Origin of the sequence: Parasphingomonas zepuensis (assembly GCF_036663735.1) — a bacterium.
Classification (GTDB): domain Bacteria; phylum Pseudomonadota; class Alphaproteobacteria; order Sphingomonadales; family Sphingomonadaceae; genus Sphingomonas.
In genome coordinates, this window is sequence record NZ_JAXOJO010000002.1 from 47,051 (window position 1) to 71,050 (window position 24,000).

The window sequence follows — 24,000 nt, forward strand, 5'->3', positions numbered from 1 at the left end:
CATAGGTTTTTTTGGCGGATCTTTGGGGGCGAGCGGACTTGTCTGAGAACATTAAGATTGTTCGCATTTTTATCGGTTCTCCAAGCGGGCTCGAAGACGAGCGACGCGCAGCACGCGAAATTGTTCAGGAAGTAAATCAGGCGCACTCGGAGCACTGGGGATGCCAGTTTAAGCTGGTGGGTTGGGAGGATACGATCCCTGGTTACCAACGCCCGCAGAGCCGGATAAATGTCGATCTCGACAAATGCCAATATTTTGTCGGTATTCTTTGGAATCGTTGGGGTACCAAGCCCGATCTCGATGACAGCGGATTTACCTCCGGCTTCGAAGAAGAATTCTGCCGCGCGCGGGATCTAATCGCTGCAGGATCGATGAAAGACATTGCCCTGTATTTCAAGGCCGTCGATGTCCCAGCTGGCCTTGAGCCAGGCCCAGAGATCAAAAAGGTCAAGGACTTTCGTACCCAGTGCATCGACGAGAAGCGCATATTCTTCAGAGATTTTACAGAAACCGCCGATTTTGGTGATCTCATTCGAAGTAAGGTCACCGAAATCGGGTGGCGCGAATTCGAAATACATACGCCGCCCGAACCAGGAAATAGTGAGGCGGAGCAGTCTCCGCAGGAAAACGCAGGCGACAAAGCACCTGCGGATGCGAAATTCTTCGATCAGAAGGCCATCGATTTTATATCGGTGATGTCGAACCGCAGTCGAGAAAACGAACAGATCAACCCCCATGAAGTCGCCAGATTTCGTTTGATTGCCGCATCCTTGCAGCGTTCTGGAAATGATGAGCTCTATTTGGGGAATCACGATGCAAATCTGATATTCCGACACAGGAAGGAGATATCTTTGTCTTTCCAGGAGAGTCGCGCTCTAGTGGATTGCGGCATCGTCGGCTTCGATCATCAGAACGTACCTTTGTGGCGGTGGCTGATCGCTATGGATACGAAAAATGAGCCGTTCAAAAGGGTCGAAATTCTCGCAATTATCGGGAATACAGAAGAACGGAAAAATGCGATCAAGCTCCTACAAATTCTAGGGAAAACCGTCCCAGAACTGATGCCATATTTTACGAAGGAGGTAGTCCTAACCGGATGGCTTGATTCGGAAGCAAGTAATCAGATATTCGATCTCGCCTTCCAGTTTCTAAGTTATAATGGCACGCGCGAGGACGTTGAGATTATTGAAAAGATTGCCGCAGACGCTCCAGTGGACAAGAAGGCGAAGCTAGATGCTATCGTGGCGTCCATCAAAACGCGATCTTCTCATGAGGAGGCGCTGAAATTCATCTGCGCAAGCAGCGTTGAAAAGGTGCCCGAGACGTTTGTCGACGCGATTTTTTCCACGCCCAGTGCCCTGTCGACTGATGTCCTCGCACTATGCGTTGCCGCGAAGTCAGGCGGCGTCCGGCTTAGGGCGGTGAAGTTGCTCATCGAACGGGGCGAACTGGCTGAAGCTGCAGCCCACAATCTCTTGAGCGACAGCAATCACCAAATTCGGCTTCTGGCAGTTGAATGTCTCCAAGTCAGCGATAATCCGCTGCCCTCTGACACCGTCAGGACGGTTCTGACTATAAAAAAAGGTGGCCGAGGTCTCGGCTTACTTCAATCGGTCGAAACCGACGCGACCTATTATGATTGCTATCTTGCGAACCGACTAAAGGAGCTCGATCTCGATCAATTGAAAGAGAGAGTTTCCGAGGCTGGAGTGTTCAACGATAAGGAATTATTCACCCTTTACGGGAAATTCGGTAAGAAGCTCTCCGATGACATTCGTGTAAATTTGCGCAATCGGTTTGCCTCGATGTTTGAGGCGTCTGTAAAGAAGGTCGAGGCCATCCCGGGAATCAAGGAAGACTACCGCACGCAGATTTATGGAATCTGGGATTTTTATCAGAAGAAGCTTTGTTCTGGCGCGTTAGCTGCGCTGTGCGGATTGAAGATCAGGACCGACATTGGGCTGGTCAGAGCTACCCTCGACGCCATCGAGATCGAGTTGTCACCTGAGCTTCTGGCATATCTTGCAAAGTTTGGTGACTGGTCGGATGTGGTTCGCATCGAGCGCCTCGCGTCGCCATCGAGCGGCGGGCCCGGCCTGCTGGATTTCTCATACAACACATTCGCCAATGAAAAGGCTGTCGCGATTTTCGAAATTGGGAAAAGCCGGATTGCCGATTTACTGAATGCGGAGCTGTCCTTGCCTATAAGAAAGTCGTTAACTAAAGTTTTTCCGAGAAGTGTTTTCGTAAATCTGAGCAATGATACCATTATCGAAGAATTAGATAAGAAAGATGATGAGTATCGTATCATTTTCTCGTTGAGATGTGTAGAGAGTTTATCGAAAGAGCGGATCGAAAAGATCCTGGACCTATATATAGAACGCGATACCCATCGATATTATAACAGCATCCACTGGCTCGATCTTGGTGCATCGCTTTCAAAGAAACAGGCGAGTGCAATCGTTCGCCGCGAGATGGTCCGGCGCTCGCAATAGCCAGCTCGCCCAAATGTTTATTCGTTGCTGCGCCTAGAATCGCTCTGCCGAGGATGTCTCCGATGTCGGTCGTACCGATCGCTATCGCGAATAAGATGGATGAACGGCAGGTTCCAAGTCTGCGTGTAAAAAGGTGACCTTGGCGAGTATCAGATGACAGATCGCTACCGTACCTTTAAAGATCTCGCCGCCAATGAGCAGCTTGAGATCGACTATCGCATTCGTGTCAGAGATCGCGGATCATTGTCCGTGATAATAGCGCCGCATGGCGGATGGATCGAGCCGGGCACCTCCGAAATAGCTGAAGCGATCGCGGGAACTGACCTATCCTTCTATGCCTTCGAGGCGTTAAAAGTTGGGGCGCACGGCGATCTCCATATAACATCCCATCGATTCGACGAACCCACGGCACTCGACCTTGTCAGCAGATCCCGAGCCGCAGTTGCCATTCACGGAAGGCGAAACGACGGGAGTGAGGCAGTCTGGCTGGGCGGTCGCGCAATCGATCTGAGAGATGTGATTGGCGCCTGCCTTCGCAGCGCGGGATTTGAGGCCGAGACCAACAGGAGACTTCCGGGCTTAGAACGCACAAATGTCTGTAATCGAACTATCTCCGGGGAGGGGGTGCAGCTTGAGCTTCCGCGATCCCTGCGCCACCAACTGACGAGCCGAACTGATCTACTCAGGGATTTTCGTGAAGCTGTCCGTAACGCAATCGTAGCTTCACCTCCTACCTGAACAAACTGCTGCCTATGGCGTGGCCACGCGGGAGAGAATCGCCGATTCATGGCGCGCGTTGCCGACCGACAGTTTTTGAGAGTTAGCTGCCGTTTGCACTTAGTGATGAATGACCTAGGCGAAGAATTTCGACTGACCTGGCCGAAATTCGGTGCGATTAACCTTTGGCAGCACCTCCCAAGCGATGACCTGATACTCCTTCGGCTTCACCACTTCCGGTCGCGGAGCGGTTCGCCGTGTCGTTACGCGCTCTGCAAATCTGAAATCGCGATAAGGCTGGAACAGTTTCTTGAGCATCTCGAACCTGACAGGGACGAGCGGTACCAGCGGTGTGGTGTGGATGACGTTGTTGTCGTGACGGAGTAACGGACGGCGGTGCGGCCTGGTCTCGGCGTCCGAAAAGGCCGGATGGTCGAAGATCGCCTTGAGCTTTGCTCCCGTGCCCGCGAGCAGGAAGATGCAGCGGGCGTTTTCATGGTGAGCGATGAGTTCGAGCCTGACGAGATCCCACAGGATTTCCTTGGTCGATGGCGCCGTGCGGCCCGCCCATTTGGACTCAACCGCGAGCACGATTTTCCCGCTCTCATCGCGGACGACGAAATCAACCTCGGGCCTGCGTCCAGGCCCTTTCTTGAGTGGCGCGAGCACCGGATGGGTGAATTCCGCCTCGACTCTGTTTCCCGTCCTGGCGGCAAGGACCTGGCCGACTGCCGAGGTCAGGTATTTCTCGTTGAAAAGGCCGCTGCGGTCACAGGCTCGCTCGAATTCGAGCCATGCGGCAACGCCGCCCGTCAGCACTTTCGCGAAGTCCATCAGTTTACTAGCCCCATCCCGCTTCTCCTGAGCAATCTTGCCGAACTACGCTTCTGACGCACGTAGATGACAGCAGTTTCTCGCCCGCGGGCTTTACGAAGCCGCCTGACGGGAATGTCCTCAAAAGCCGGCGTTCGTAAAGCGCTGCGACACATTATTACCGAATGGCAGCCTTCGGGATCAGGGCTAGACGGGCAACGACTGCCATGGGGCGCATCGTCGTCAGGCCGGTTTCTGCCCCTAAGCGCCTGCTGCAGACAAGTCGCGCCGTGTGAGGCAACGGGTTCCCCAGAATGGCCGGACCGGTGATTTCGCAAAACGGAACGCCGCCGTGGTAATGTTTGCCCGACCGCTATAGGTGGGCACCCCCAGATCAGGTATTCAATCCACCCATGGCCCGCAGGCAATCAAGACAGGATCCCTATGGCGATCTGCACCGCGAGGAGGAGGCTCCGGCGGTGGTGGTGCTCTGCTGGCTGTGTGGCCGGCCGACGGGCAAGACCATCGTCTGGCATCACCCCGTGCCGAAGAGCCGGGGCGGGCGGGACGTGGTGCCGATGCACCCCATTTGCCAGCAGACGCTGACCGTGCATTTCACCAATTCGGAATTGCAGCGCCATGGGATGGACGTCGAGGGATTGCTCGCCAACCCGAACGTGCGCAAATTCGTCGACTGGGTCGCGAAGAAGGACCCCGATTTCACCGCGACCACGTCCAAGAAGCAGCGCTGACCGCGCGGCGCCGTCGGAAACGTGGTGACGGTGCGTTCGACTGGTTCCGATCTCCGTCAGGGTCGCTTTCGCCGACGAGCGCAATTGGATGAACTGTCTTCGAGATACCGAGATGCGGTGTTATTCCAGCACTCTTCCGGGGAAATACAGCCGGATTTCAATGACCGCAGCAGAGGGTGTTGGGGGGAAGCCGGGCGGCGGGATCTCCGGGCGGTGCCCGACGGCGATCACGGGAGCTGCGCCATCGTGTGTAAAGCCGGTGTGCACGAGAGGTGTCGGCAGCCCCAGCACGATGCTCTGACCAACCACGATTCCGCGACCATGATACCCTAGTGCCTTGAGGTGTTCGGCAATCTGGCTGATCGTGAAAGCGTTGGTACGATCGAGATAACGCGTAATACTGTCTCCGTCATTTATGGCGGAGAAGGTGCTCCAATGCAGGAATGACGTGATGATGACCTGCGTGTATCCGTCGTTACCGGCACCGCAATATCGCGCGAAGACCAAATCCCTGATGCCGTCTCGGTAGCCTCCGCAGCGATAGGCACGGGCAAAAATCTGACTGGGGAAGGCTTGCTCCGCCGTCGCTTCCACCTTCTGAACTTTGTCGAGGCGATCGAGCAAATCGTCGGCCGTGATGCCGCCGTCGGCGCTCGCCTTGATTGCTTCGATAATAACCGTCGCGGCCTCCGCAATCTCAAGCCTGGTTTCGTAGCGGCGATCGGTGGTTGGCGAGCCGTCTTGCGTGGCGGTCTCGCCTGTCGTCGCCGATGATCCCGGATTCTGGCTCGGTGCCCTATGTCCGGCGACGGGACTCGCCGCAGGATTATGCCCGTTGCTCATTTCCTGAGGGTTTTCTGCCCACGGCCTGGGGAATTGCGCCGCGTCGCGACCGGCGGCCTGCGCCCCAGCGCCAAGAGCCACGGACGCGTACAGGACCGCGGTGAAAGCGCAGCGGTATCGTTGCGCTCGCAGGACTTCTGTTTTCAAGGCCGTTCCCCGCAACGTCGTTTGGAAGGGGATGCTATCCGAATTTCGACGTTCGGCCACGCGGCAATGCGTCCAGTCCACCCTCAAGTGCACCGCAGACGCTGACCGCGCTGTGCCGTTGGAAGCGCGGTGACGGTGCGTTCGACACGTGCGGACATCCGCCACGGCGGCTTCCCACCGACGGTCGCAATCGAACACACTGTCTCCGCGAGGAGCGAAGCAGCGCGTTAATCAGCGGCCGCTATCCTGCCCCCGCAATGGTGGAGAGGTGGGATGGCTTTGACCCGGCGACAGATTTTGCAAGGGGCGGGCATCGCCGTGCTCGCGGCTGGGGTGCCCAGTCCCGCTGAAGCCTGTTCGAGGGAGATGAACAGCCCCTTCAGCGCCAGATTCTGGCGCCGAACGTGGCAGGAGCGATTCTCCTGGCCCCGCCAGTCGCAGGACATGCTCCACGCCCTGGTGAAGGGGATTCTGGAGAATTCGCCTGAGGCGCTCGGCCGCGTGTTCGCGCCGGACGGCTATATGTTTTCCCCGCCGACGGGGTTCCGTCAGCCCGGTCCGGGCAGGCTCCTGCGCCGCGCGGCGGCGATCCAGGAACTCGGGCGCTTCGCATCCTTCACGCGGGATCGGCACTATGCGCTACAGATCATCACCCTCCATCCCGGGCAATACATCATCATAGCCACCCTGCAGGGCAGTGGGTTTAGTCAAACGGCAGGCGCTGGCCTTTACGCGATATGCGGCGGGTATCCCGACCCGTTCAGGACAGTAAAATTCTGTGCGCAGGTGGATACGGATTTCGGTGGATCGGGGCGTATAGAGCGGATCGTCAGGCTCTGATGCGGTATGTCGGGCGGTTTGCCGGATGAGCGCCGCCCTGCATGATATCTCGTTGCGAGAATCTGGCGCCTGAGACTTATGGCGATTATGCATCGCCATCGCCGATCCGCTCGGAGTAGAGCGCGCCGTGGAGCATCTGAAGAAGATCGTCGGCCGGACCTCGTACATCGCAGTGTGCGCGTGGCTGATAGGCTTCAACCTGCTCGACATGGTGAGCACCGACCTGGTGTTGTTTCACGGTTCGCGGGGCGCGATCGAGACCAACGCGCTGGCTTCTTCGCTGCAGGGGAGCCACAGGATCGCGATCCTGCGGGTCGCAACGATCGTGGTGCTGGCGGCCGCGCTCTATTTCTCGCGCATTCCCGTGACGGCCCTGACGGCGCTCAAGCGATTATCCGCGTGGCAGTTCCTGCTGTGCAGGACCGGTCGCATCCCGCGCGCGGTGAATGTGCGGATATCGGTGTTCATGATCTGCGCGATCCTCTCGGTCACGCGGCTGCTCGCGGCCTTGTCGAACGCGTCCGGGGAGGTGTTCGGCCTTTCCGTGCCGACTGTGGTGAGCAGGCTGACCGGCCTGACCTCGCTCAACGCGATCAATGGGGTGTCGATCGTGCTTCTCACACTGGGCGCGATCGGGCCGATCAGCGCCTTTTGGGAAATCTTCCGGCGCGCCGAAGCGCCACCCCCGGTCCTGACGCCGCGGCGCGATTGAACGGGGGTGGCGCTTTGGCGAGCAGGCGCGCGCTCCGGCGCGATCAGGCCACGCCGAGCTTGCCGCGCGCGCCATCGCGCGGGGCCGCAAGGTCCTCGGGCGTCATGAATTCTGCGAAATCCTCGGCTTCGTAGAAGGGGCGGATCTCGATCTCGCTGCGGCCGGGCATGGGATTGGGGCAGCGTTTCGCCCAGGAGACGGCTTCGTCCAGGTCCTTCACCTCCCAGATCGAGAAGCCGGCGACCATCTCGCGGCTCTCGGCGAAGGGGCCGTCGATGACGGTGCGGCCGGGGCCGTCGCAGACGATGCGCTTGCCCTGGGCGCTTGGCTTGAGGCCGGCACCGGCGACCAGGACGCCGGCGGCGACCAGTTCCCCGGTGAAGCGGTCCATCGCCGCGAAGGCCTCGGGCGTGGGGGGCGTGGCGGCTTCGCTGTCTTCGGTGGCGATCATGAACACCATTACGCGCATCGTCTGTCTCCTTGCGTGAGGCGGCCGTTTTGGCGCCTCATCGGAACGACGAGCGGCAGTGTCGGCAATCGACAGCGTTGGCGCAATTTTTTTCCGGGCGGGCTCAGCGCGCGGCGATGCGGCGGCTGGTCGGGCGGATGGTGGCGCAGCTGGGGGTGCCGTCCGGCGCGGTGCCGCTGATCGTGGTTTCGATCACGCCGCCGTCCCGCGCGACACGTTCCAGCAGGTCCTCGGCGATATCGTGGATGTCGATCTTGATCCGGCGGGCCCAGGGCGAGGCGGCATCGCCGGCATATTGGCCGACCCGGATATAGACGAAGCGCCGCACCGGCCCTTCGCGGCGGACCTGATCGCCGAAGAATTTGGGGCCGGGCGCGATGCGGATGGGGAGATCGAAGACGAGCGGCTCGCCGGCGCGCGAGGCTTTGGGATCGAGGGGGCTCTCGTCCTTCGCCTGGAGACTGTGGAGCACGCCGATGACCGGCCGATCGATGACGATGCGCAACCCGATCTCGCGCTGATCCGCCCTGGCCATGCGGGTTGATAGCGCGGGGCGGCGGTAGGGAGAAGGGAGCGCGCGGGGGTACCGCGCGCTCCCGGGACTTCAGATCTGCGCGACGCCGCCGTCGACGAAGACTTCGCTGCCGGTCATGAAGCTGCTGTCGGCCGAAGCGAGGAAGGCGGCGGCGGCGGCGACCTCGGCGGGCTCGCCGAGCCGCCCGATCGGCGTGTCCGCGCCCAGCGCGTTCATGCCCTCGGCGCCGACCACGTCCATCGCGAGATCGGTGCGGGTCGGCCCGGGCGAGAGCACGTTGACGCGGATGCCGGTGCCACGCAGATCCTGCGCCCAGCTGCGCGCGAAATTGCGCACCGCGGCCTTGGTGGCGCTGTAGACGCTGAACGCGGGGGCGCCCATCACGCCCGCGCTCGAGCCGGTGAGGATGATCGAGCCGCCTTCACGCATCAGCTTCAGGCCCTTCTGCACGGTGAAGAGCAGGCCCTTCACATTGACGTCGAAGGTCTGGTCGTAATGGCCGGGCGTGATCTCGCTCAGCGGGACGAGCGCGCCGGTGCCGGCATTGGCGAGGAGGATGTCGAGCCCGCCGCGTTCGGCCTTCACCGTGGCGAACAAGCGGTCGAGATCGGCGAGATCGGCGACCGATCCGGCGACCGCGCGGGCATTCTCCCCGAGCTTTGCGGCGGCCGCATCGAGCGCGTCCTGCCGCCGGCCGAAGATATAGACGAACGCGCCCTCCGCGATGAAGCGCTCGGCCGCGGCGAAGCCGATGCCGCTGCCGCCGCCTGTTACCACCGCCGTCTTGCCTGCCAGTCTGTCCATGTCGTGCTCCTTGGTTCGAGGTTGCACGTAGCTGGCGGCGCACCCACCTGTGGACAAGTATGCACCTTTTGGTAAGTACCCAGATATGAGCGAGATTTCTCCGATTCCCGGCTTTTCCTGCGGCCTCGACGCGACGCTGCGCCTGATTTCGGGCAAGTGGAAACCGCTGATCCTCTATTTCCTTCTGCAGGGCCCGAACCGCTATGGCGCGCTGAAACGGGCGGTGCGCGGCGTAAGCGACAAGGTGCTGATCCAGCAGCTGAAGGAGCTGGAGGCGGACGCCGTGGTGAAGCGCACCGATTACCGGGAAGTGCCGCCGCGCGTGGATTATGCGCTGACGCCGCTCGGCCGCAGCCTGGCCGAGGCGCTGGTGCCGCTGTGCACCTGGGGGAGCGAGAACATGGCCGAAGTCTCGCGCATCTTCGCCGAGCGGGGTGCGTGGCGCGAGGGGAAGTAGCGCGCGTCAGATATCGATGACGATATCCTGGCGGGGGCGGGCGCAGCAGAGCAGCACATTGCCCGTGGCGGGCTGGTCGAGCGGATCGGGCTGATAGTCGACGGCGCCGGAGATCAGGCCGCTTTCGCAATTGTGGCACACCCCGGCGCGGCACGACCAGCGGACCGGCACGTCGCAGGCCTCGGCCAGTTCGAGCAGGTTCTGCTCGGCGTCGCGCCAGCGCACGGCGATGCCGCTGCGCGCGAACGAGACGAGCGGCCCGGTGCCGGCGGGGCCCTCCGGCAGATGCGGCGCCCGGGCGGTCGCGCCGACGATGCCGGGGGTGAGCGCGGGGCCGCCGCCGAACAGCTCGGAATGGACCAGGTCGCGCGGCACGCCCCAGCCGGTCAGCCCGGCGGTGAGATCCGTGATGAAGGCAGGCGGGCCGCAGAGATAGAAATCGGCGTCCCGCGGGACACCCATGGATTCGAGCGCGGCGATCGTCGGGCGGCCGGCGGCGTCATAGTCGGCGCCTTCGCGGTCCGTGGCGGCTGGTCGGGTGAACCACAGGCGGGACCGGCCCTGCGCGAGGGCGCTCACCAGCTGCCGCACCTCCGGCCCGAAGACGTGCGAGGCCTTGTCGCGGGTGGCGTGCAGCCACCAGACCGGGCGCGGCGTGGCGGTGCCGGCGAGGACGTGAAGCATGGCGAGAACCGGCGTTACGCCGATGCCGGCGCTGAGCAGCACGACCGGGCGGTCGCCTTCCCGCAGCGTGAAATCGCCGCGCGGCTGGCTCACCTCGATCACGTCGTCGGGGCGGATGGCAGTGCTCAGGAAGGCGCCGGCAGCGCCGTGCGGCTCGATCTTGACGCTGATCCGGTAGGTCCCGGGGGAAGGCGCGCCGGACAGGGAATAGCTGCGGAACAGCGGCGGGCCGTCAGCCTGGGGCTTCAGGCGCAGGACGACATATTGGCCGGGCAGCGGGCGCGTCATGGGCGTCCCGTCGGCCGGTTGCAGCTCGAGCGAGACGATGTCGCTGCCCTCGCGGGCGATGCGCGCCACGCGCACCGGGCGGAAGCCGGGCGCGACGCCGGTGGCCGCCGCAAGCCCGGCATTCCCGGTGGCCCGTTCCCCGGCGGCGGCCAGGGCCTCGAAGGACTGGCGCCAGCCGGGCGAGAGCGCAGCGATGCGCAGGGCGCTGGCGAGCTGATCCTGCGGGTGATGGGACGAGTAGAGCAGGGCGTTGATCGTGCGCACCGTCATGCGCTGAGACTCGCGGGAGATCAGCTCGATCGCATCGCCCGGCCCGACCTCGCCCTCTTCGAGCACGCGGAAATAGAAGCCCGGCCGTCCGCTTGCCGTGAGCAGCGCGGCCATCTGCGGATTGTCCGTCCGGATGCCGACCCGGTAGCAGGTGACGCGCGGCTGAGTCACTTCGAACAGGCAGGTGCCGATGCGGTAGCGATCGCCGATGCAGACCTCGTCGTCGGGCAGCCCGTCGACGGTGAAATTCTCCCCGAACTGGCCCGGGCCGAGATCGTGACGGCCGAGCCGGTCAACCCAGTACAGATAGGACCCGGTCTGGTAGACGAACACCGCGCGGTGCTCGCCGCCATGGCCGGCGAGATCGCCCTGGCCGTCGCCCGCCACGTTGAGCCGCGTCACCCGGCGGCGCCCGGCGACCGGCTCCTTCCAGATGCCGGTGTGCACGGTCTTGCCCCGCCACGGGATATCCCGCGGCATCCCGACATTCACTGAGGTCAGCAGACCGGCAGGTCGTTTCGTCATGAACGGCTCCCACGAGGATCGCGATGCCATGCGCATGTGCCGCTTGCGTCACGGCGGCGGCTATCCTGCCAATAGCCGGCGTCATCGCAACCTGAATTTCATATCGAGTGCCTCGATTCAGCTGGAGAACTGAGCGTCAGGCAAGCTCCGTCAGCAGCAGGCCGCTACGCTCCGGGGCGACAAAGCCGAGCAGCAGGGTCGCGGCGATATTGCGCGCGTGCCGGGGCAGATCCGCATCGGAGATCTCGCCCGCTACCCAGAAGGACAGGCAGCCGCGAAAACCAAAAGCGAGCTGATCGGCGAGGCGCGTGCCCGCGACCCCGGCAAGTGCCGGGGCGATGCCGTCGAGATCGCCGAGAGCGGCCGCCCATAATGCGCGCGAGCGTTCGGCGGTCCGGCCCGGTTCAGCGGTCGGGCTGCCGAGCGAGCCAATGACCGGCCGGCTGACCTCTGGTTCCTCAAGCAGCACATCGACCGCGATATCGACTGCCGCCAGCACGCGATCGGCAGCGTCGCCAGTGGGAGCCGCGCGGGCGAAGCGTTCGGCCATCGCGGTGATCCGCCGCTCCGAAAGGGCCTGCATGATCGCGGTCTTGGAGCCGAACTGGTTGAACGGTGTGGCGAAACTCAGCCCGGCTTCGGCGGCAAGATCGCGCATCGAGAATTCGGCGGTCCGGCCCGCGCGCAGCAGTCGTTCGGCCGCGTCGAGGATGCGCGTTCGGTTGTCGCCGCGAGTCGGATCGGGCGCCCGGTCCGGGACGGTCTTGCTGGATGTCATGACGGGACTTATATCATGATATAATCTTCGACACAAACTCAGGAGTTGCCGCATGGATCGTCCCCTTATCTTCCTCATCACCGGCGTCAGTTCAGGCCTTGGGCGCGCCTTCGCGGCGGGCGCGCTCGACGCCGGCCATCACGTGATCGGCACCGTGCGCAGCGCGGCCGATGCCGCTGCATTCGAGGCCAGCGCGCCTGGCCGCGCCCGGGCGCTGCTGCTCGACGTCACCGATTTCGATGCGATCCCCGGCAAGGTTGCCGAGGCCGAGCGCAGGGACGGGCCGATCGACGTGCTGGTCAACAATGCAGGGTACGGCCATGAAGGCGTCCTGGAGGAATCCTCGATCGACGATCTCCAGCGCCAGTTCGCGGCCAATGTGTTCGGCCCGGTCGCGATGATCAAGGCAGTGCTGCCCGGCATGCGCGCGCGGCGGCGCGGGCGCATCATCAACGTCACCTCGATGGGCGGCTTCATCACCATGCCGGGCATCAGCTTCTATTGCGGGAGCAAGTTTGCGCTCGAGGGCATTTCCGAGGCGCTGGGCAAGGAAGTGGCGCCGTTCGGCATCCACGTCACCGCGCTTGCGCCGGGCCAGTTCCGCACGGACTGGGCCGGCCGGTCGATGGACCGCACGCCGCGGAGCATCGCCGAATATGACGCGGTGATGGACCCGATCCGCGCCGCCCGCCAGGCGAAGAGCGGCAACCAGCCCGGCGATCCCGCCAGGGCCGCGCAGGCCCTGCTGGCGCTGGTCGCCGCGGAAAACCCGCCGACGCGGCTGTTCCTGGGCGAGGACGCGCTGGGGGTGGTCGAGCAGAAACTCGCGCAGATGAAGTCGGAGATCGATGCCTGGGTTTCGCTCTCGCGTTCGACGAGCTTCGCCTGATCCCTTCGCGCGCAACGGGGTTCCGGACTCCGGCCCAACTCATGGACAGTGGAGAATTGGCCTCGGACGCTCGCACGCGTGCGTGCGCCGGACGGGTGTGGGTTCTGATCGCCGACGGCGTTTCGCCGGCGGATTGGGCGCAATCCTGATCGGCGTCCCCGGCCATCAAGCGGCTGGGGCAGATCGCTTCCTTCACGCGGGACTGGCACCATGTGCTGCGAATCATCACGACCGATCCCGGACGTGACAACATCATCGTCACAATTTTGCTGGGGCAGCGGATTTCGTCGCACCGCACGAAGCAGTCCTTTTGGACTATGTGCCGAGAATCCGGTGCGATTTCGGACGTAAAAACTCTGCGCGATCATCGATGCCGATTTTGGCGGATCCCGGCGCGTCCAGCGGCTCATGCTGCTGTAATCCGCAATTACGATACAGATCTTTATGGTCCATTTCGGAGACTATAGCTTGATCTAATTCCGCATTTAACAAATATTTTACTAATCATAAAAATGGAGAGGATCTGAAAATGGTAGAGATATTCAGTGGCTCAGTAACGATTAAAAACACTCGAAGTGGAGGCCAGAATCCAAACGTTCTCGGTGCGGAATATGACGGAAGCGGAAACTTTAATCCGGTATTATCCGTAAATGGCGGTGGGCTGAAATATTATGTGTGGAATATAGTTCCAACGATCCCCGGATTCTTGAATGTGAGTCCTTCCTATATTCAGATGACAGGCAATGGTGGAAAAATTTACAATCTGGGCGTTGCCGTACAAGCGTCAGGATCGCTGTGTGTGATGAACGAGGTCGGCAGGACGCCGGCAGGAACTGTGTTCGATCAATGGTATTTCCCGTACCCTACCCGGCTTCTGCTGGCGTATAATCTGATCGACGAAGGCCAGCAGAAATTCTCGCTCGACGCGGGCAAATACCCCCGGCCGATTATCTACGACTTCAATTCGTCCGTGGAACAGACCTGGCAGATCGCTCAGGCTTCCTAGCGTCGTTTTTTCCGGTGCCGACTCAGCGAAGCTGAAAAGGACACCAGATGCCCGGCGGCGCACAGTGTGATGCGCCGCCGGCAAACGGCGCGTCAGGCGAACGGGGCGAGGAAATCGCGCAGGGTTGCCACATAAGCGGCGGGACGCTCGACCATCGCGAGGTGGCGGGCCTGGGACAGGACCACCAGCCGCGATCCGGCGATGCCGCGGTGGAGCGTCTCGTGGCAATCGGGCGTGAACTCGTCCAGTTCGCCCGACAGGACGAGGGTGGGCACCTTGATCCTGCCCAGCGCCGCCTCGGCATCCCAGCCGCGCAGCGTGCCGGTGACGGTGAATTCATTGGGGCCGTTCATCGCCGGATAGGTGCGCGAACTGGCGAGGTTGGCGAAGCTGCGCTGCGCATAGGCCGGGAGCGGGTCCAGATTAACCAGATGCCGGTCGTAAAAGGCCTGGACGATCGCCTGATAGGCGGGCGTGTCGGTCTGGCCCGCCGCCTCGAGCCGGCGGCGCGTAGCGTCCATTTCGTCGGGCAACGCAGCGAGCAGGCGGGCCGCGCCGGCGGTGAACTGCGCGGCGCTGGCCGAGGTCGAGGCCAGCACGAGCGCATCGACCGATGCCGCGCCCGGGCTTTGCCGCATATAATCCTGCGCCAGCCAGCCGCCCCAGGAATGGCCGTAAAGCAGGATACGATCGAGCCCGAGCGCAGCGCGCAGGGCGTCGATCTCCTTCACGAAACGCGCGGGAGTCCATAGCGACGGATCGTCGGGGCGATCGGAGCGGCCGCAACCGAGCTGATCGTAGAAGATGACCGGGCGCTGCGTGGCCAGCGCCGCGAGCGGCTCCAGATAATCATGGCCGGTGCCCGGGCCGCCGTGGAGCAGCAGCAGTGGCGTCTTCGGGCCCGAGCCATCCATGCGCCACCAGATCCGGCCACCCGGGACCTGTGCAAAGCCGGTGCGCGCGGGGGCGGCGCGGGCGATCGCGGGACCGGCCGCCAGGGCCAGTGGCAGGGCAGCCCCGCCCTGGAGAAACATGCGCCTGCTGATCGTCATCATGAACTCCGTCGCTCCGGTGTCGTTTCCGACCGGATAGCGGCGACGCGCCGACGCCGCGACGACTGTCGGGCTACAATTGCAACGCGCGGCCGCGCTGCGCGCGTCAGGCGTGGCCGGCGGCGTCGAGGATCAGCCGGGTGACCTCGGTGGGATGGGAGATCAGCGAGACATGGCTCGACTTGAGCTCGATCGTCTTCGCGCCCATCCGCTTGGCGAGGTAGCGCTGAAGCTCCGGATTGATCGTGCGGTCCTCGGTCGACACCGCATAATAGCTCGGCTTGCTGCGCCAGGCGGCGTTGGTCGTGCGGTCTGCCAGCAGCGCCCGATTGAACGGCTGCTGGACCGCGAACAGTGCGCGAGCCCTGGCGGTCGGCAGATCGCCGGCGAAATCGCGCAGGAACGCCGCTTCGCTCAGCCGGCCCTCATCGCCGTCATAGACGATGCCGGCGCTGGCCGGCGGCGCGGGAAAACGCCCGGCGAGCGCACCGAAATCCTCGCCCGCGTCGGGCGCGCGGGCGGCGACATACACTACCGCCGAGACGTTCGGGTGCACGCCCGCCTCGGTTACGATCATGCCGGAGAAGCTGTGGCCGGCGAGCACGGTAGGTCCGTCCTGCCGATCGAGCACACGCGTCGCGGCGGCGACGGCATCGGGCAGGGTGGTGAGCGGATTCTGCACGGAGACGACGTTGAGGCCGCGCGCCTGGAGCAGCGGGATGACCTCCGACCAGGAGGAACCGTCAGCGAACAGGCCGTGGACCAGCACGATGTTGCGGGCCTTTGCGGGCGGCGGAGTCTGCGCCAGGGCGCGGCCGGCGAGCATGGTCGCGGCGCCGGCGGAGAGGATGCTTTTCGCGAAGGTGCGCCGATCGATGGTCATTGCATGTGCTCCGGGCCGGGGATGTCGCCGGGGCTTATAGCGCGTGCGGCCGGATGCGCCCAGATCGGGGCCCCTTGCTTTTCCACGGGGTCGAGGCGAGGGATCATGTGGTTCGACCGGTCGTGGCCGCCAGCAAAATACGGGTCCGTGCAATGCTCGTCTTCGTCCAGCTCGACATCTCCGGTGCCGATCTCGCGCTGTTCGAGGCTTATGAGACCGCGGTGCTGGCGCGGCACGGCGCGGCCGTGGAGGAGCGGCTGCGATCGGCCGATGGGCGCAGCGAAATGAACCTGCTCCATTTTCCGGACGCCGAGGCGCTCGCCGCCTTCCGCGAGGATCCGGCCCGCGCCGCGCTTCAGGATCTGTGGCGCCGCTGCGGGGCCATATCGGCGCTGACCGAAGTGACTCGGATCGCCTGAGGCGGATCGGATCAGGGCCTAATGCGCATCGACTGGCGCCGCGCTCGCCTGTCTGGGCGGGCGGCAGAAGGGGACCATCACCAGGGCGGCGATGAACAGCCAGGCCATGATGCGGAACACGTCGTTGAAGGCGAGCGTCAGCGCGGTGCGCGCGACGACCCGGCCCATGACCGATTCCGCCATCAGCATCGCGCGGGCGGGATCGGGGGTGATCGAGCCCATCATGCGGCCGAGTTCGCCGAGCGTGTCGGTCGCGATGCGCGGTGCCGCCCCGAGCGTCTCGCTGATGCGGAGCGCGTGGAGACGGCTCATGTCCTGCAGCCAGGTGGTGACCAGCGCGATGCCGATGGCGCCGCCGAGATTGCGCATCAGGTTGAACAGGCCCGACGCGTATCGCAGCTCCGGCCCGGCAAAGCCGTTGAGCGCGAGCCCGACGCTGGGGACGATGCAGAGCATGATCGCGAAGCTGCGCACTGCCTGGGGCAGCAGCAGCGCGGCGAAGCCCCATTCGGGCGTCATATAGGAGAACAGCCATAGCCCGGCCGCGAACAGGCTGAGGCCGATGGTGATGACGATGCGCTGGTCGATACGCTGCGACAAAGCGGCGGCGATCGGCACGCCGCAGAGCTGGACGAGGCCGGCGACGAACACGGTCGTGCCGATCTCGTTCGCATTATAGCCGCGCACCCGGCCGAGGAAGAGCGGGACGAGATAGGTGCCGGCATAGAGGCCGAAGCCGATCACCAGGTTGAACACGCAGGCGAAGACGAAGGTCGGCTTGCGGAACGGGCTGAGCTTCACGATCGGGCTGTCCGAACGGAAGGAGCGTTCGAGGAACAGCAGGAAAGCGATGAAGGACAGCCAGGCCGCGGCGGCGATGCTCGTATCGCTGAACCAGCCGTTCTTCGGCCCTTCCTCGAGCACATATTCGAGGCCGGCGAGGAAGACCGCCATCGATGCGAGATGGACCCAGTCGATCCGCTTCAGCATCGCCGGATCGGCACGGTCGACCCTGATGACCGCCAACGCGAGGATGGTGACGAGCGTGCCGGGCAGGACGTTGACGTAGAAGACCCAGCGCCAGCCGGCGGCGTCCGTGATCCAGCCGCCGAGCGTGGGCCCGAGCGTGGGCGCGAGGACCGAGACCATGCCGAGGATCGCCGGGATCATCGCGCGCTGTTTCCCGGAGAACATCGCGAAGCCGGTGGCGAACACCGTCGGGATCATCGCGCCGCCGACGAACCCCTGCAGCGCGCGGAAGGCGATCATCGATTCGATGCTCCAGGCCAGACCGCACAACGCGCTCGCCAGGGTGAACAGGCCGGCGGAAAGGGCGAACAGCCAGCGGGTCGACATCGACTGGGCAAGGAAGGCGGCGAACGGGATCATCACCAGTTCCGCCATGAGATAGGCGGTCTGTACCCAGCTGATTTCGTCCGGCCCGGCGGACAGGCCGGCCTGCACTTCGTTGAGCGAGGCGGCAACGATCTGGATGTCGATCAGCGCCATGAACTGGCCGAATGCCATCACCCCGAAGATCAGGAATTTGCGCGCGTCGGGCAGCGCCATCGGATCGATCGGCGCGCCGACGGCAGGAGAGGATGACATGGATGCTTGTCCTTGGGCTTGTCCCTGGCAGCCTTTATATTATATGCGTCATATAAAGGAGATCGGCAAGGCCATGCGGTACGACAGCGATCACAAGAGCGAGACGCGGCGGCGCGTGCTGAAGGAAGCGGCGCGGGAAATCAGGGCCAAGGGGCCGGGCGGCGTGGCCGTTGCCGGGATCATGGCCCGGGCGGGCCTCACTCATGGCGGTTTCTACGCGCATTTCGAATCGAAGGAGGCGCTGATCGCCGCGGCGATCGAGACGATGTTCGAGAGCGCGGCCAACCGGTTCGATGTGACGGCGGTCGATGCCGATCCGCGCGCGGCGTTGCGCGCTTATGTCGATTTCTATCTGTCGAACCAGCATCGCGACTCGCGCGAGCATGGTTGCCCGCTGCCGGCGCTGTCGGGCGATCTCGCGCGGCTCGATCCGGCGGCGCGGGTTCGGTTCGGCGCTGGGGTGGCGCGTCTGTCGGGACGGCTCGCCGCCGCGCTGGCCAAGCTCGGTGCCCCCGATCCCGAGGCGGGCGGGGCGGCGATGCTGGCCGAGCTGGTCGGCGCGGTGACGCTGTCGCGCGCGGTCGCCGATCCGGCGCAGTCCGATGCGATCCTCGACCGTGCGCGCGCCTCGGTGATCGATCGTTTCGGGCTGGAGCAGGCGCAATGAGCGCGGCGATCGACCTGGCCGCGATGAGCGGCATCGAGCAGCTGCGCGCGATGCTCGCGACCGGCCGCCAGCCGCCGATCGGCGAGACGCTGGATTTCGCGCTGGTCGAGATCGAGGAAGGCCGCGCGGTGTTCGCGGGCAATCCGGATCGGCGCGTCTATAATCCGATCGGCAGCGTGCATGGCGGCTATGCCGCGACGCTGCTCGATTCGGCCTGCGGCATCGCGGTGCATTCGAAGCTGGCGCCGGGGCAGGGCTATACGACGCTCGAGCTGAAGATCTCCTATGTGCGCGGCATGACGATCGATACCGGCCCGGTGCGCGCCGAGGGGACGGTGATCAGCATGGGGCGCCGCGTCGCCTTTGCCGAAGCGAAGCTGACCGATGCCACGGGCCGGATCCTTGCTACCGCAACCTCGACTCTGCTGGTGATTTCGGGATGAACATGGCAGCCACCATCGACGTGCCGGTCGAAGCGAAGCGGCGCCGCTTCAGGCTCAGCCGCAACCCGCTGATCGCCGCGGCGATCGCCGTGCTGATCGCGGCGGCCGGGCTCGTCTGGCTGTTCTCGCCGCGCACGGCGGAGAGCACGGACAATGCCTATCTCAAGGCCGACAGCAGCTCGGTCGCGCCCAAGGTCGGCGGGCTGGTGTCGGCAGTGCTGGTGCGCGACAACCAGGCAGTGAAAGCCGGCGAGCCGCTTGTCCGGATCGACGCGCAGGAGTTCAACGCGAAGCTGGCGGCGGCACAGGCTGCGGTCGCCGATGCCGATGCGGGCGTCGCCACCGCGCGGGCTGCGCTGGCCGGGCTGAACGCGGATGAAGGCCTGGCGGCGGCGCAGGTGCGGGCGGCGCAGACATCGATCCAGTCGGCGGACGCGGAATATAGCCGCGCCGCGGCCGACCGGGTGCGGTTCGAAGCGCTGGTGGCGCAGGGCTTCGCCACGCGGCGCGACGTCGAGCGCGTCCGTGCCACCGCGATCGGCGCCCAGTCAGCGCGGGCGCGTGTGCTGGCGGACCGCGACGTGACGAGCGAGCAGGCCGCGGTAACGCATGCCCGCCGCCCGGTGCTGATCGCGCAACTGGCGCAGGCCGAGGCGGCAGCTCTGCGCGCGCGGGCTGCGCTCGAGCTGGCGCGGCAGGACCAGGGCCATACCATCATCCGCGCGCCGATCGACGGCGTGGTGGGCAACCGGCAGGTGCAGACCGGCGACTTCGTCCAGCCGGGCTCGCGCCTGCTGACGCTGGTGCCGTCCCGCGCGCTCTATGTCGTCGCGAACTTCAAGGAGACCCAGACCCGCGCGATGCGTCCCGGCCAGGCGGCGACGATCAAGGTCGACGCGCTCGACGGCGACCAGCTGACCGGCACGGTCGAGAGCTTCGCGCCGGGCTCGGGATCGGAATTCACCCTTCTGCCGTTCGAGCCGGGATCGGGCAATTTCACCAAGATCGTGCAGCGGGTGCCGGTGCGGATCAGGCTCGATCCGGGGCAGGCAGTAGTGGCGCGGCTGCGGCCGGGGTTGTCGGTGACGGCGAAGGTGCGGTTGCGTTAGAGTTGACCTCCCGGAATTTATCCCACATTTTGGCGAAAGTGCAATTTGTGGGATAATCCGCTGTCGATCATCGATCCCTTCTCCGACGAGCAGGCCAGGACGCTGGTCAATCTCGAGCAGCGCTATCAGGTCTGGATCGAGGCCGAGCGTGCGCTGGCGGCGTTGCCCTACGACCTTCGGCGCAAGCACGTTAATGGGCGGAGCTATCTTTACGAGATAAAGGATCGCAGCGGAAACGGCACCAGCCTGGGTGCCTGGTCCGAGGAAAATGAAGCGCGATTCCAGCGATATCGAGTTTCGAAAGTCGCGCTCAAGGAACGACGGGATGGAAGCGCCGGAGCGCTTGCGGAAACGGCTCGCCTGTATCGCGCCTTGCGTCTTCCGATGCTGGCGAGCGACGCCGGACCAATATTGCGGGAGGCGGATCGCAGAAACCTGCTCGGAAGCCACCTACTGGTCGTGGGTACCAACGCGATGGCGGCCTATGCCCTCGAAGCTGGAGGAACGATCCGCGGTGTGCCCGACGAAACCCAGGATTTCGATCTGGCATGGTCGGCGGAAGCTGCCGAAAGCACGGCGGCCGTGTGGGATATGCTGAAGGCGGTGGATTCGACTTTCACCGTCAATTCCGAACGAACCTTTCAGGCGCGCAATGCCAAGGCCTATGAGGTGGAAATTCTCGTCGCGCCGTCGCGGGCGGATACGATGCTCAGGACCGACCGGCCGAGGCCTGTACCGCTTCCGGAGCAGGAATGGCTTTTGTTGGGGAATCCGGTCGACAGGGTAGTGGTTTGCCGGGACAGTTCTCCGGCGCGCATCGTGGCGCCGGATCCGCGCTGGTTCGCCCTACAGAAATTATGGATGGCAGCTCAGGCGAAACGGACCCCGCTCAAGCGACCCAAGGATCAGAAGCAAGGCATCGCCTTGCTTGACGCGGTAGATGCGACGATGCCGCAATATCCCCTGGATGCCGCGTTCGAGGCGAGCATCCCGGACGAACTGGTCGGGCATTATCGAGAGTGGAAGAAACGCCGTCCTTCGCCCTCTCAGCCAGAGTGGTAAGGCCTAGGCCCCGATCAGTTCGCGGCCGATCAGCATCCGCCGGATCTCGTTCGTGCCCGCACCGATATCGAGCAGCTTCGCGTCGCGCAGGAAACGTTCGACTGGCCAGTCCTTCGTATATCCCGCGCCGCCGAGTGCCTGGACTGCTTCGCCCGCGACCTTGAAGGCGTTCTCGCTTGCCAGCAGGATCGCGCCGGCGGCGTCGAAGCGGGTGGTCTGGCCGCTGTCGCAGGCGCGGGCGACGGCATAGACATAGGCGCGGGCCGAGTTGAGCGCGACATACATGTCGGCGACCTTGGCCTGCATCAGCTGGAAGGCGCCGATCGGCTTGCCGAACTGTTTTCGCTCGCGGAGATAGGGGATCACCACGTCGAGGCACGCCTGCATGATGCCGAGCTGGATGCCGGCGAGCACCGTGCGCTCGTAATCCAGGCCCGACATCAGCACGCCGACGCCGCCATTGACCGGACCCATCACATTCTCTTCGGGCACCACGCAATCGTCGAAGACGAGTTCCGCCGTGGGCGATCCGCGCATGCCCATCTTGTCGATCTTCTGGCCTATCGCGAAGCCGGGCATGTCCTTTTCGATCAGGAAGGTCGTGATGCCGCGGCTGCCGTCGCCGGTCTTGGCATAGACCACCAGGGTGTCGGCATAGGCCGCGTTGGTGATCCAGAATTTCGTGCCATTGAGGACATAGCCGCCATCGACCGCGTCGGCGCGCAGTTTCATGGAGACGACGTCGGAACCGGCGCCGGCCTCCGACATGGCGAGGCTGCCGACATGTTCGCCCGAGACGAGTTTGGGCAGATATTTCGCCTTCTGCTCCGGATTGCCCCAGCGGCGGATCTGATTGACGCAGAGATTGGAATGGGCGCCGTAGCTCAGGCCGATCGAGGCAGAGGCGCGGCTGACTTCCTCGCACGCGATGACATGCTCGAGATAGCCGAGGGCCAGGCCGCCATATTCCTCCTCCACGGTGATGCCGTGCAGACCGAGCTCGCCCATTGCGGGCCACAGATCGCGCGGGAACCAGTCCTCTGCGTCGATCTTCGCGGCCAGCGGCGCGATCTTGTCGGTCGCGAAGCGCCGGGTCACGTCGCGGATCATGTCGGCATTCTCGCCAAGGGCGAAATCCAGCGTCATGTCCATTATCGTCTCTCCTGAAACCTGTTGGTGGCGCTGTAGCGTTCCGCCATCGCCCGCGCCAGCATTGCGCCGAGGCCGCCAAGGCGCCTAGTTTGCAGCAAATCCCGGGGGACGACATGCGCAGCCTGTTCAGATTGAAGACGATCGTCGCGGCAGAGGACCAGCCCGAGCATCACCGCATGGCGCGGACCCTGTCCTGGCCGCATCTGGTGGCGATGGGGGTCGGCGCGATCGTCGGCACGGGCATCCTGACGCTGATCGGCGTTGGGGCGGACCGGGCGGGCCCGGCGGTGCTGCTGAGCTTTGCCGTGGCCGGGGCGATCTGTGCGTGCGCCGCGCTCTGCTATGCCGAGATGGCGACGATGATCCCGGCCTCGGGCAGCGCCTACACCTACAGCTATGCAGTGCTGGGCGAGATCATCGCCTGGTTCGTCGGATGGTGCCTGATCCTCGAATATTCGCTGGTCGTGTCGACCGTCGCGGTCGGCTGGTCCGGCTATGCCGTCGGGTTTCTGAAGGGCCTCGGGATCATCCTGCCGGGGTGGATGACGCATGGGCCGACGCTGGTGACGGACGGGGGCGTGCATCTCAGCAATGTGGGGATCAACGTGCCGGCGATCCTGATCATCGCGGTCGTTGCCGGGCTGCTGATGCGCGGGACGAAAGAGAGTGCGCGGATCAACAGCGCCCTGGTGCTCCTGAAGATCGCGACCCTGACGCTGTTCGTCGCGGTTGCGCTGCCGCATTTCGATCCGGCCAATCTCCACCCGTTCGCGCCGAACGGTTTCGGCAGCGTCGCCGACGATCACGGCGTGAAATATGGCGTGATGGGCGCGGCGGCGATCATCTTCTTCGCCTTTTACGGCTTCGACGCGATCTCGACCGCGGCGGAGGAAGCGAAGAACCCGGAGCGCGACCTGGCGATCGGGATCGTCGGATCGATGCTGGCCTGCACGCTGATCTATATCGTCGTCGCGGCGGCGGCGGTCGGGGCGGTGCATTATACCGTCTTCTCGAAGAGTGCCGAGCCGCTGGCGCTGATCCTGCGCGAACTGGGCAGCGGGGGCGTGGCGACGGTGGTCGCGGCGGCGGCGGCGATCGCCCTGCCGACGGTGCTGCTGGCGTTCCTCTATGGGCAGAGCCGCATCTTCCTGGTGATGGCGCGGGACGGCTTCCTGCCGCCCTCGCTCGCGGCGATCTCGAAGCGGGGGACGCCGGCGCGGATCACCGCGGTGACGGCGGTGTTCGTGGCGATCCTGGCCGGGCTGCTGCCGCTCGACGTGATCGCATCGCTGGCCAATGCCGGGACGCTCGTCGCGTTCATCGCGGTAGCGGCGTGCGTGCTGGTGCTGCGGCGGCGGAGCCCCGAGGCGCGGCGGCCGTTCCGCACGCCGTTCGCCTGGCTGGTGGCGCCGGGGGCTATCCTGGGGTGCGGCTATCTGTTCATGAGCCTGCAGCATGTGACTCAGGTGTCGTTCCTGATCTGGAACGGGATCGGGCTGCTGGTGTATTTTCTCTACGCGCGGGCACGGGCGGTGGAGGGGAAGGGCTAAATCTCCCTCTCTCATCCGGAGAAGGACTTGG

At 64.2% G+C, this 24,000-nt stretch carries 25 protein-coding genes and 1 pseudogene; 14 read left to right on the plus strand and 12 right to left on the minus strand.

From position 1 onward, the window contains the following. Positions 1-38: 38 nt before the first annotated feature. Positions 39-2,495 carry a DUF4062 domain-containing protein gene (locus U1769_RS06710; RefSeq protein WP_332713867.1) on the plus strand — a complete coding sequence of 819 codons (2,457 nt, stop codon included), beginning with the start codon at positions 39-41 and terminating at the stop codon, positions 2,493-2,495. Between the two features lie 153 nt (positions 2,496-2,648). Next, positions 2,649-3,233: a poly-gamma-glutamate hydrolase family protein gene (locus tag U1769_RS06715; protein WP_332713870.1), complete on the plus strand. Its 585-nt coding sequence runs from the start codon at positions 2,649-2,651 to the stop codon at positions 3,231-3,233. 114 nt (positions 3,234-3,347) lie between these two features. Here U1769_RS06715 and U1769_RS06720 read toward each other — a convergent pair whose 3' ends face one another. Then, a complete protein-coding gene (locus tag U1769_RS06720) occupies positions 3,348-4,046 on the minus strand; it encodes a hypothetical protein (protein WP_332713872.1) in 699 nt (232 codons plus the stop codon). A 392-nt stretch (positions 4,047-4,438) separates the two neighbouring features. Here U1769_RS06720 and U1769_RS06725 point away from each other — a divergent pair, with 392 nt between their 5' ends. Beyond that, positions 4,439-4,777, plus strand: a complete 339-nt coding sequence (locus U1769_RS06725) for a hypothetical protein (protein WP_332713875.1) — start codon at positions 4,439-4,441, stop codon at positions 4,775-4,777. A gap of 120 nt (positions 4,778-4,897) precedes the next feature. On the opposite strand, the gene U1769_RS06730 is transcribed toward U1769_RS06725, so the two are convergent. Next, positions 4,898-5,620 carry a hypothetical protein gene (locus U1769_RS06730; protein ID WP_332713878.1) on the minus strand — a complete coding sequence of 241 codons (723 nt, stop codon included), beginning with the start codon at positions 5,618-5,620 and terminating at the stop codon, positions 4,898-4,900. Positions 5,621-6,040: 420 nt separating this feature from the next. Between U1769_RS06730 and U1769_RS06735 the strand changes: the two genes are divergently transcribed. Continuing rightward, positions 6,041-6,607 (plus strand): twin-arginine translocation signal domain-containing protein, encoded by a 567-nt coding sequence (locus tag U1769_RS06735; protein ID WP_332713881.1) that lies wholly within the window; start codon positions 6,041-6,043, stop codon positions 6,605-6,607. A gap of 127 nt (positions 6,608-6,734) precedes the next feature. Continuing rightward, positions 6,735-7,319 carry a hypothetical protein gene (locus tag U1769_RS06740; protein ID WP_332713884.1) on the plus strand — a complete coding sequence of 195 codons (585 nt, stop codon included), beginning with the start codon at positions 6,735-6,737 and terminating at the stop codon, positions 7,317-7,319. 127 nt (positions 7,320-7,446) lie between these two features. Here the strand turns inward: U1769_RS06740 and U1769_RS06745 are convergent. The 3 genes and pseudogenes from U1769_RS06745 to U1769_RS06755 all read right to left on the minus strand — a co-directional run. Next, positions 7,447-7,788: pseudogene (locus U1769_RS06745) on the minus strand (YciI family protein); the annotation flags it as partial. Positions 7,789-7,891: 103 nt separating this feature from the next. Then, a complete protein-coding gene (locus U1769_RS06750) occupies positions 7,892-8,323 on the minus strand; it encodes a DUF5990 family protein (RefSeq protein ID WP_332713889.1) in 432 nt (143 codons plus the stop codon). Positions 8,324-8,392: 69 nt separating this feature from the next. Further along, positions 8,393-9,127: an SDR family NAD(P)-dependent oxidoreductase gene (locus U1769_RS06755; RefSeq protein ID WP_332713892.1), complete on the minus strand. Its 735-nt coding sequence runs from the start codon at positions 9,125-9,127 to the stop codon at positions 8,393-8,395. A gap of 85 nt (positions 9,128-9,212) precedes the next feature. On the opposite strand from U1769_RS06755, the gene U1769_RS06760 reads away from it, so the two are divergent. Then, entirely contained in the window at positions 9,213-9,584 is a 372-nt protein-coding gene (locus tag U1769_RS06760; protein WP_332713895.1) for a winged helix-turn-helix transcriptional regulator, read from the plus strand. A gap of 6 nt (positions 9,585-9,590) precedes the next feature. On the opposite strand, the gene U1769_RS06765 is transcribed toward U1769_RS06760, so the two are convergent. Further along, complete coding sequence (locus tag U1769_RS06765) at positions 9,591-11,351, minus strand: MOSC domain-containing protein (protein ID WP_332713898.1); 1,761 nt, start codon at positions 11,349-11,351, stop codon at positions 9,591-9,593. A gap of 136 nt (positions 11,352-11,487) precedes the next feature. Then, positions 11,488-12,129 (minus strand): TetR/AcrR family transcriptional regulator, encoded by a 642-nt coding sequence (locus U1769_RS06770; protein WP_332713901.1) that lies wholly within the window; start codon positions 12,127-12,129, stop codon positions 11,488-11,490. 52 nt (positions 12,130-12,181) lie between these two features. Here U1769_RS06770 and U1769_RS06775 point away from each other — a divergent pair, with 52 nt between their 5' ends. After that, positions 12,182-13,018, plus strand: a complete 837-nt coding sequence (locus U1769_RS06775; protein ID WP_332713904.1) for an oxidoreductase — start codon at positions 12,182-12,184, stop codon at positions 13,016-13,018. A gap of 315 nt (positions 13,019-13,333) precedes the next feature. Here U1769_RS06775 and U1769_RS06780 read toward each other — a convergent pair whose 3' ends face one another. Beyond that, positions 13,334-13,471, minus strand: coding sequence for a hypothetical protein (locus U1769_RS06780; RefSeq protein WP_332713907.1), 138 nt, complete (start codon positions 13,469-13,471; stop codon positions 13,334-13,336). A 76-nt stretch (positions 13,472-13,547) separates the two neighbouring features. On the opposite strand from U1769_RS06780, the gene U1769_RS06785 reads away from it, so the two are divergent. Next, positions 13,548-14,024, plus strand: coding sequence for a hypothetical protein (locus U1769_RS06785; RefSeq protein WP_332713910.1), 477 nt, complete (start codon positions 13,548-13,550; stop codon positions 14,022-14,024). Between the two features lie 92 nt (positions 14,025-14,116). Here the strand turns inward: U1769_RS06785 and U1769_RS06790 are convergent, their stop codons facing one another. Beyond that, on the minus strand, positions 14,117-15,076 hold the full coding sequence (locus U1769_RS06790) for a proline iminopeptidase-family hydrolase (RefSeq protein ID WP_332713912.1): 960 nt from the start codon (positions 15,074-15,076) through the stop codon (positions 14,117-14,119). A 106-nt stretch (positions 15,077-15,182) separates the two neighbouring features. Continuing rightward, positions 15,183-15,959 (minus strand): alpha/beta fold hydrolase, encoded by a 777-nt coding sequence (locus U1769_RS06795; protein ID WP_332713915.1) that lies wholly within the window; start codon positions 15,957-15,959, stop codon positions 15,183-15,185. Between the two features lie 152 nt (positions 15,960-16,111). Here U1769_RS06795 and U1769_RS06800 point away from each other — a divergent pair, with 152 nt between their 5' ends. Then, complete coding sequence (locus U1769_RS06800; protein WP_332713918.1) at positions 16,112-16,378, plus strand: hypothetical protein; 267 nt, start codon at positions 16,112-16,114, stop codon at positions 16,376-16,378. Positions 16,379-16,396: 18 nt separating this feature from the next. Here the strand turns inward: U1769_RS06800 and U1769_RS06805 are convergent, their stop codons facing one another. Further along, positions 16,397-17,986 (minus strand): DHA2 family efflux MFS transporter permease subunit, encoded by a 1,590-nt coding sequence (locus tag U1769_RS06805; RefSeq protein WP_332713921.1) that lies wholly within the window; start codon positions 17,984-17,986, stop codon positions 16,397-16,399. Between the two features lie 43 nt (positions 17,987-18,029). Here U1769_RS06805 and U1769_RS06810 point away from each other — a divergent pair, with 43 nt between their 5' ends. The 4 genes from U1769_RS06810 to U1769_RS06825 all read left to right on the plus strand — a co-directional run bounded on the left by U1769_RS06810 (position 18,030) and on the right by U1769_RS06825 (position 21,267). Continuing rightward, positions 18,030-18,653 (plus strand): TetR/AcrR family transcriptional regulator, encoded by a 624-nt coding sequence (locus U1769_RS06810; protein ID WP_332713924.1) that lies wholly within the window; start codon positions 18,030-18,032, stop codon positions 18,651-18,653. Beyond that, complete coding sequence (locus U1769_RS06815; protein ID WP_332713927.1) at positions 18,650-19,096, plus strand: PaaI family thioesterase; 447 nt, start codon at positions 18,650-18,652, stop codon at positions 19,094-19,096. The genes U1769_RS06810 and U1769_RS06815 overlap by 4 nt, the downstream gene beginning before the upstream one ends. 2 nt (positions 19,097-19,098) lie before the next feature. Next, positions 19,099-20,205, plus strand: a complete 1,107-nt coding sequence (locus tag U1769_RS06820; protein ID WP_332713929.1) for an HlyD family secretion protein — start codon at positions 19,099-19,101, stop codon at positions 20,203-20,205. Between the two features lie 162 nt (positions 20,206-20,367). Continuing rightward, positions 20,368-21,267 (plus strand): GSU2403 family nucleotidyltransferase fold protein, encoded by a 900-nt coding sequence (locus U1769_RS06825; protein ID WP_332713932.1) that lies wholly within the window; start codon positions 20,368-20,370, stop codon positions 21,265-21,267. 3 nt (positions 21,268-21,270) lie between these two features. Here the strand turns inward: U1769_RS06825 and U1769_RS06830 are convergent, their stop codons facing one another. Then, positions 21,271-22,419, minus strand: coding sequence for an isovaleryl-CoA dehydrogenase (locus tag U1769_RS06830; protein WP_332713935.1), 1,149 nt, complete (start codon positions 22,417-22,419; stop codon positions 21,271-21,273). A gap of 113 nt (positions 22,420-22,532) precedes the next feature. Here U1769_RS06830 and U1769_RS06835 point away from each other — a divergent pair, with 113 nt between their 5' ends. Next, a complete protein-coding gene (locus U1769_RS06835; protein ID WP_332713938.1) occupies positions 22,533-23,969 on the plus strand; it encodes an amino acid permease in 1,437 nt (478 codons plus the stop codon). Positions 23,970-24,000: the final 31 nt, after the last annotated feature.

Excerpts from the sequence above, each read along its gene's own strand:
- U1769_RS06775 (WP_332713904.1), top strand. The coding sequence starts at position 12,182 with ATGGATCGTCCCCTTATCTTCCTCATCACCGGCGTCAGTTCAGGCCTT.
- U1769_RS06730 (WP_332713878.1), bottom strand. The coding sequence starts at position 5,620 with ATGAGCAACGGGCATAATCCTGCGGCGAGTCCCGTCGCCGGACATAGG.
- U1769_RS06805 (WP_332713921.1), bottom strand. The coding sequence starts at position 17,986 with ATGTCATCCTCTCCTGCCGTCGGCGCGCCGATCGATCCGATGGCGCTG.
- U1769_RS06755 (WP_332713892.1), bottom strand. The coding sequence starts at position 9,127 with ATGGACAGACTGGCAGGCAAGACGGCGGTGGTAACAGGCGGCGGCAGC.
- U1769_RS06735 (WP_332713881.1), top strand. The coding sequence starts at position 6,041 with ATGGCTTTGACCCGGCGACAGATTTTGCAAGGGGCGGGCATCGCCGTG.
- U1769_RS06815 (WP_332713927.1), top strand. The coding sequence starts at position 18,650 with ATGAGCGCGGCGATCGACCTGGCCGCGATGAGCGGCATCGAGCAGCTG.
- U1769_RS06760 (WP_332713895.1), top strand. The coding sequence starts at position 9,213 with ATGAGCGAGATTTCTCCGATTCCCGGCTTTTCCTGCGGCCTCGACGCG.
- U1769_RS06720 (WP_332713872.1), bottom strand. The coding sequence starts at position 4,046 with ATGGACTTCGCGAAAGTGCTGACGGGCGGCGTTGCCGCATGGCTCGAA.
- U1769_RS06750 (WP_332713889.1), bottom strand. The coding sequence starts at position 8,323 with ATGGCCAGGGCGGATCAGCGCGAGATCGGGTTGCGCATCGTCATCGAT.
- U1769_RS06770 (WP_332713901.1), bottom strand. The coding sequence starts at position 12,129 with ATGACATCCAGCAAGACCGTCCCGGACCGGGCGCCCGATCCGACTCGC.
- U1769_RS06790 (WP_332713912.1), bottom strand. The coding sequence starts at position 15,076 with ATGACGATCAGCAGGCGCATGTTTCTCCAGGGCGGGGCTGCCCTGCCA.
- U1769_RS06785 (WP_332713910.1), top strand. The coding sequence starts at position 13,548 with ATGGTAGAGATATTCAGTGGCTCAGTAACGATTAAAAACACTCGAAGT.
- U1769_RS06780 (WP_332713907.1), bottom strand. The coding sequence starts at position 13,471 with ATGGACCATAAAGATCTGTATCGTAATTGCGGATTACAGCAGCATGAG.
- U1769_RS06835 (WP_332713938.1), top strand. The coding sequence starts at position 22,533 with ATGCGCAGCCTGTTCAGATTGAAGACGATCGTCGCGGCAGAGGACCAG.
- U1769_RS06795 (WP_332713915.1), bottom strand. The coding sequence starts at position 15,959 with ATGACCATCGATCGGCGCACCTTCGCGAAAAGCATCCTCTCCGCCGGC.
- U1769_RS06800 (WP_332713918.1), top strand. The coding sequence starts at position 16,112 with ATGCTCGTCTTCGTCCAGCTCGACATCTCCGGTGCCGATCTCGCGCTG.
- U1769_RS06820 (WP_332713929.1), top strand. The coding sequence starts at position 19,099 with ATGGCAGCCACCATCGACGTGCCGGTCGAAGCGAAGCGGCGCCGCTTC.
- U1769_RS06715 (WP_332713870.1), top strand. The coding sequence starts at position 2,649 with ATGACAGATCGCTACCGTACCTTTAAAGATCTCGCCGCCAATGAGCAG.
- U1769_RS06765 (WP_332713898.1), bottom strand. The coding sequence starts at position 11,351 with ATGACGAAACGACCTGCCGGTCTGCTGACCTCAGTGAATGTCGGGATG.
- U1769_RS06810 (WP_332713924.1), top strand. The coding sequence starts at position 18,030 with ATGCGTCATATAAAGGAGATCGGCAAGGCCATGCGGTACGACAGCGAT.
- U1769_RS06830 (WP_332713935.1), bottom strand. The coding sequence starts at position 22,419 with ATGGACATGACGCTGGATTTCGCCCTTGGCGAGAATGCCGACATGATC.
- U1769_RS06725 (WP_332713875.1), top strand. The coding sequence starts at position 4,439 with ATGGCCCGCAGGCAATCAAGACAGGATCCCTATGGCGATCTGCACCGC.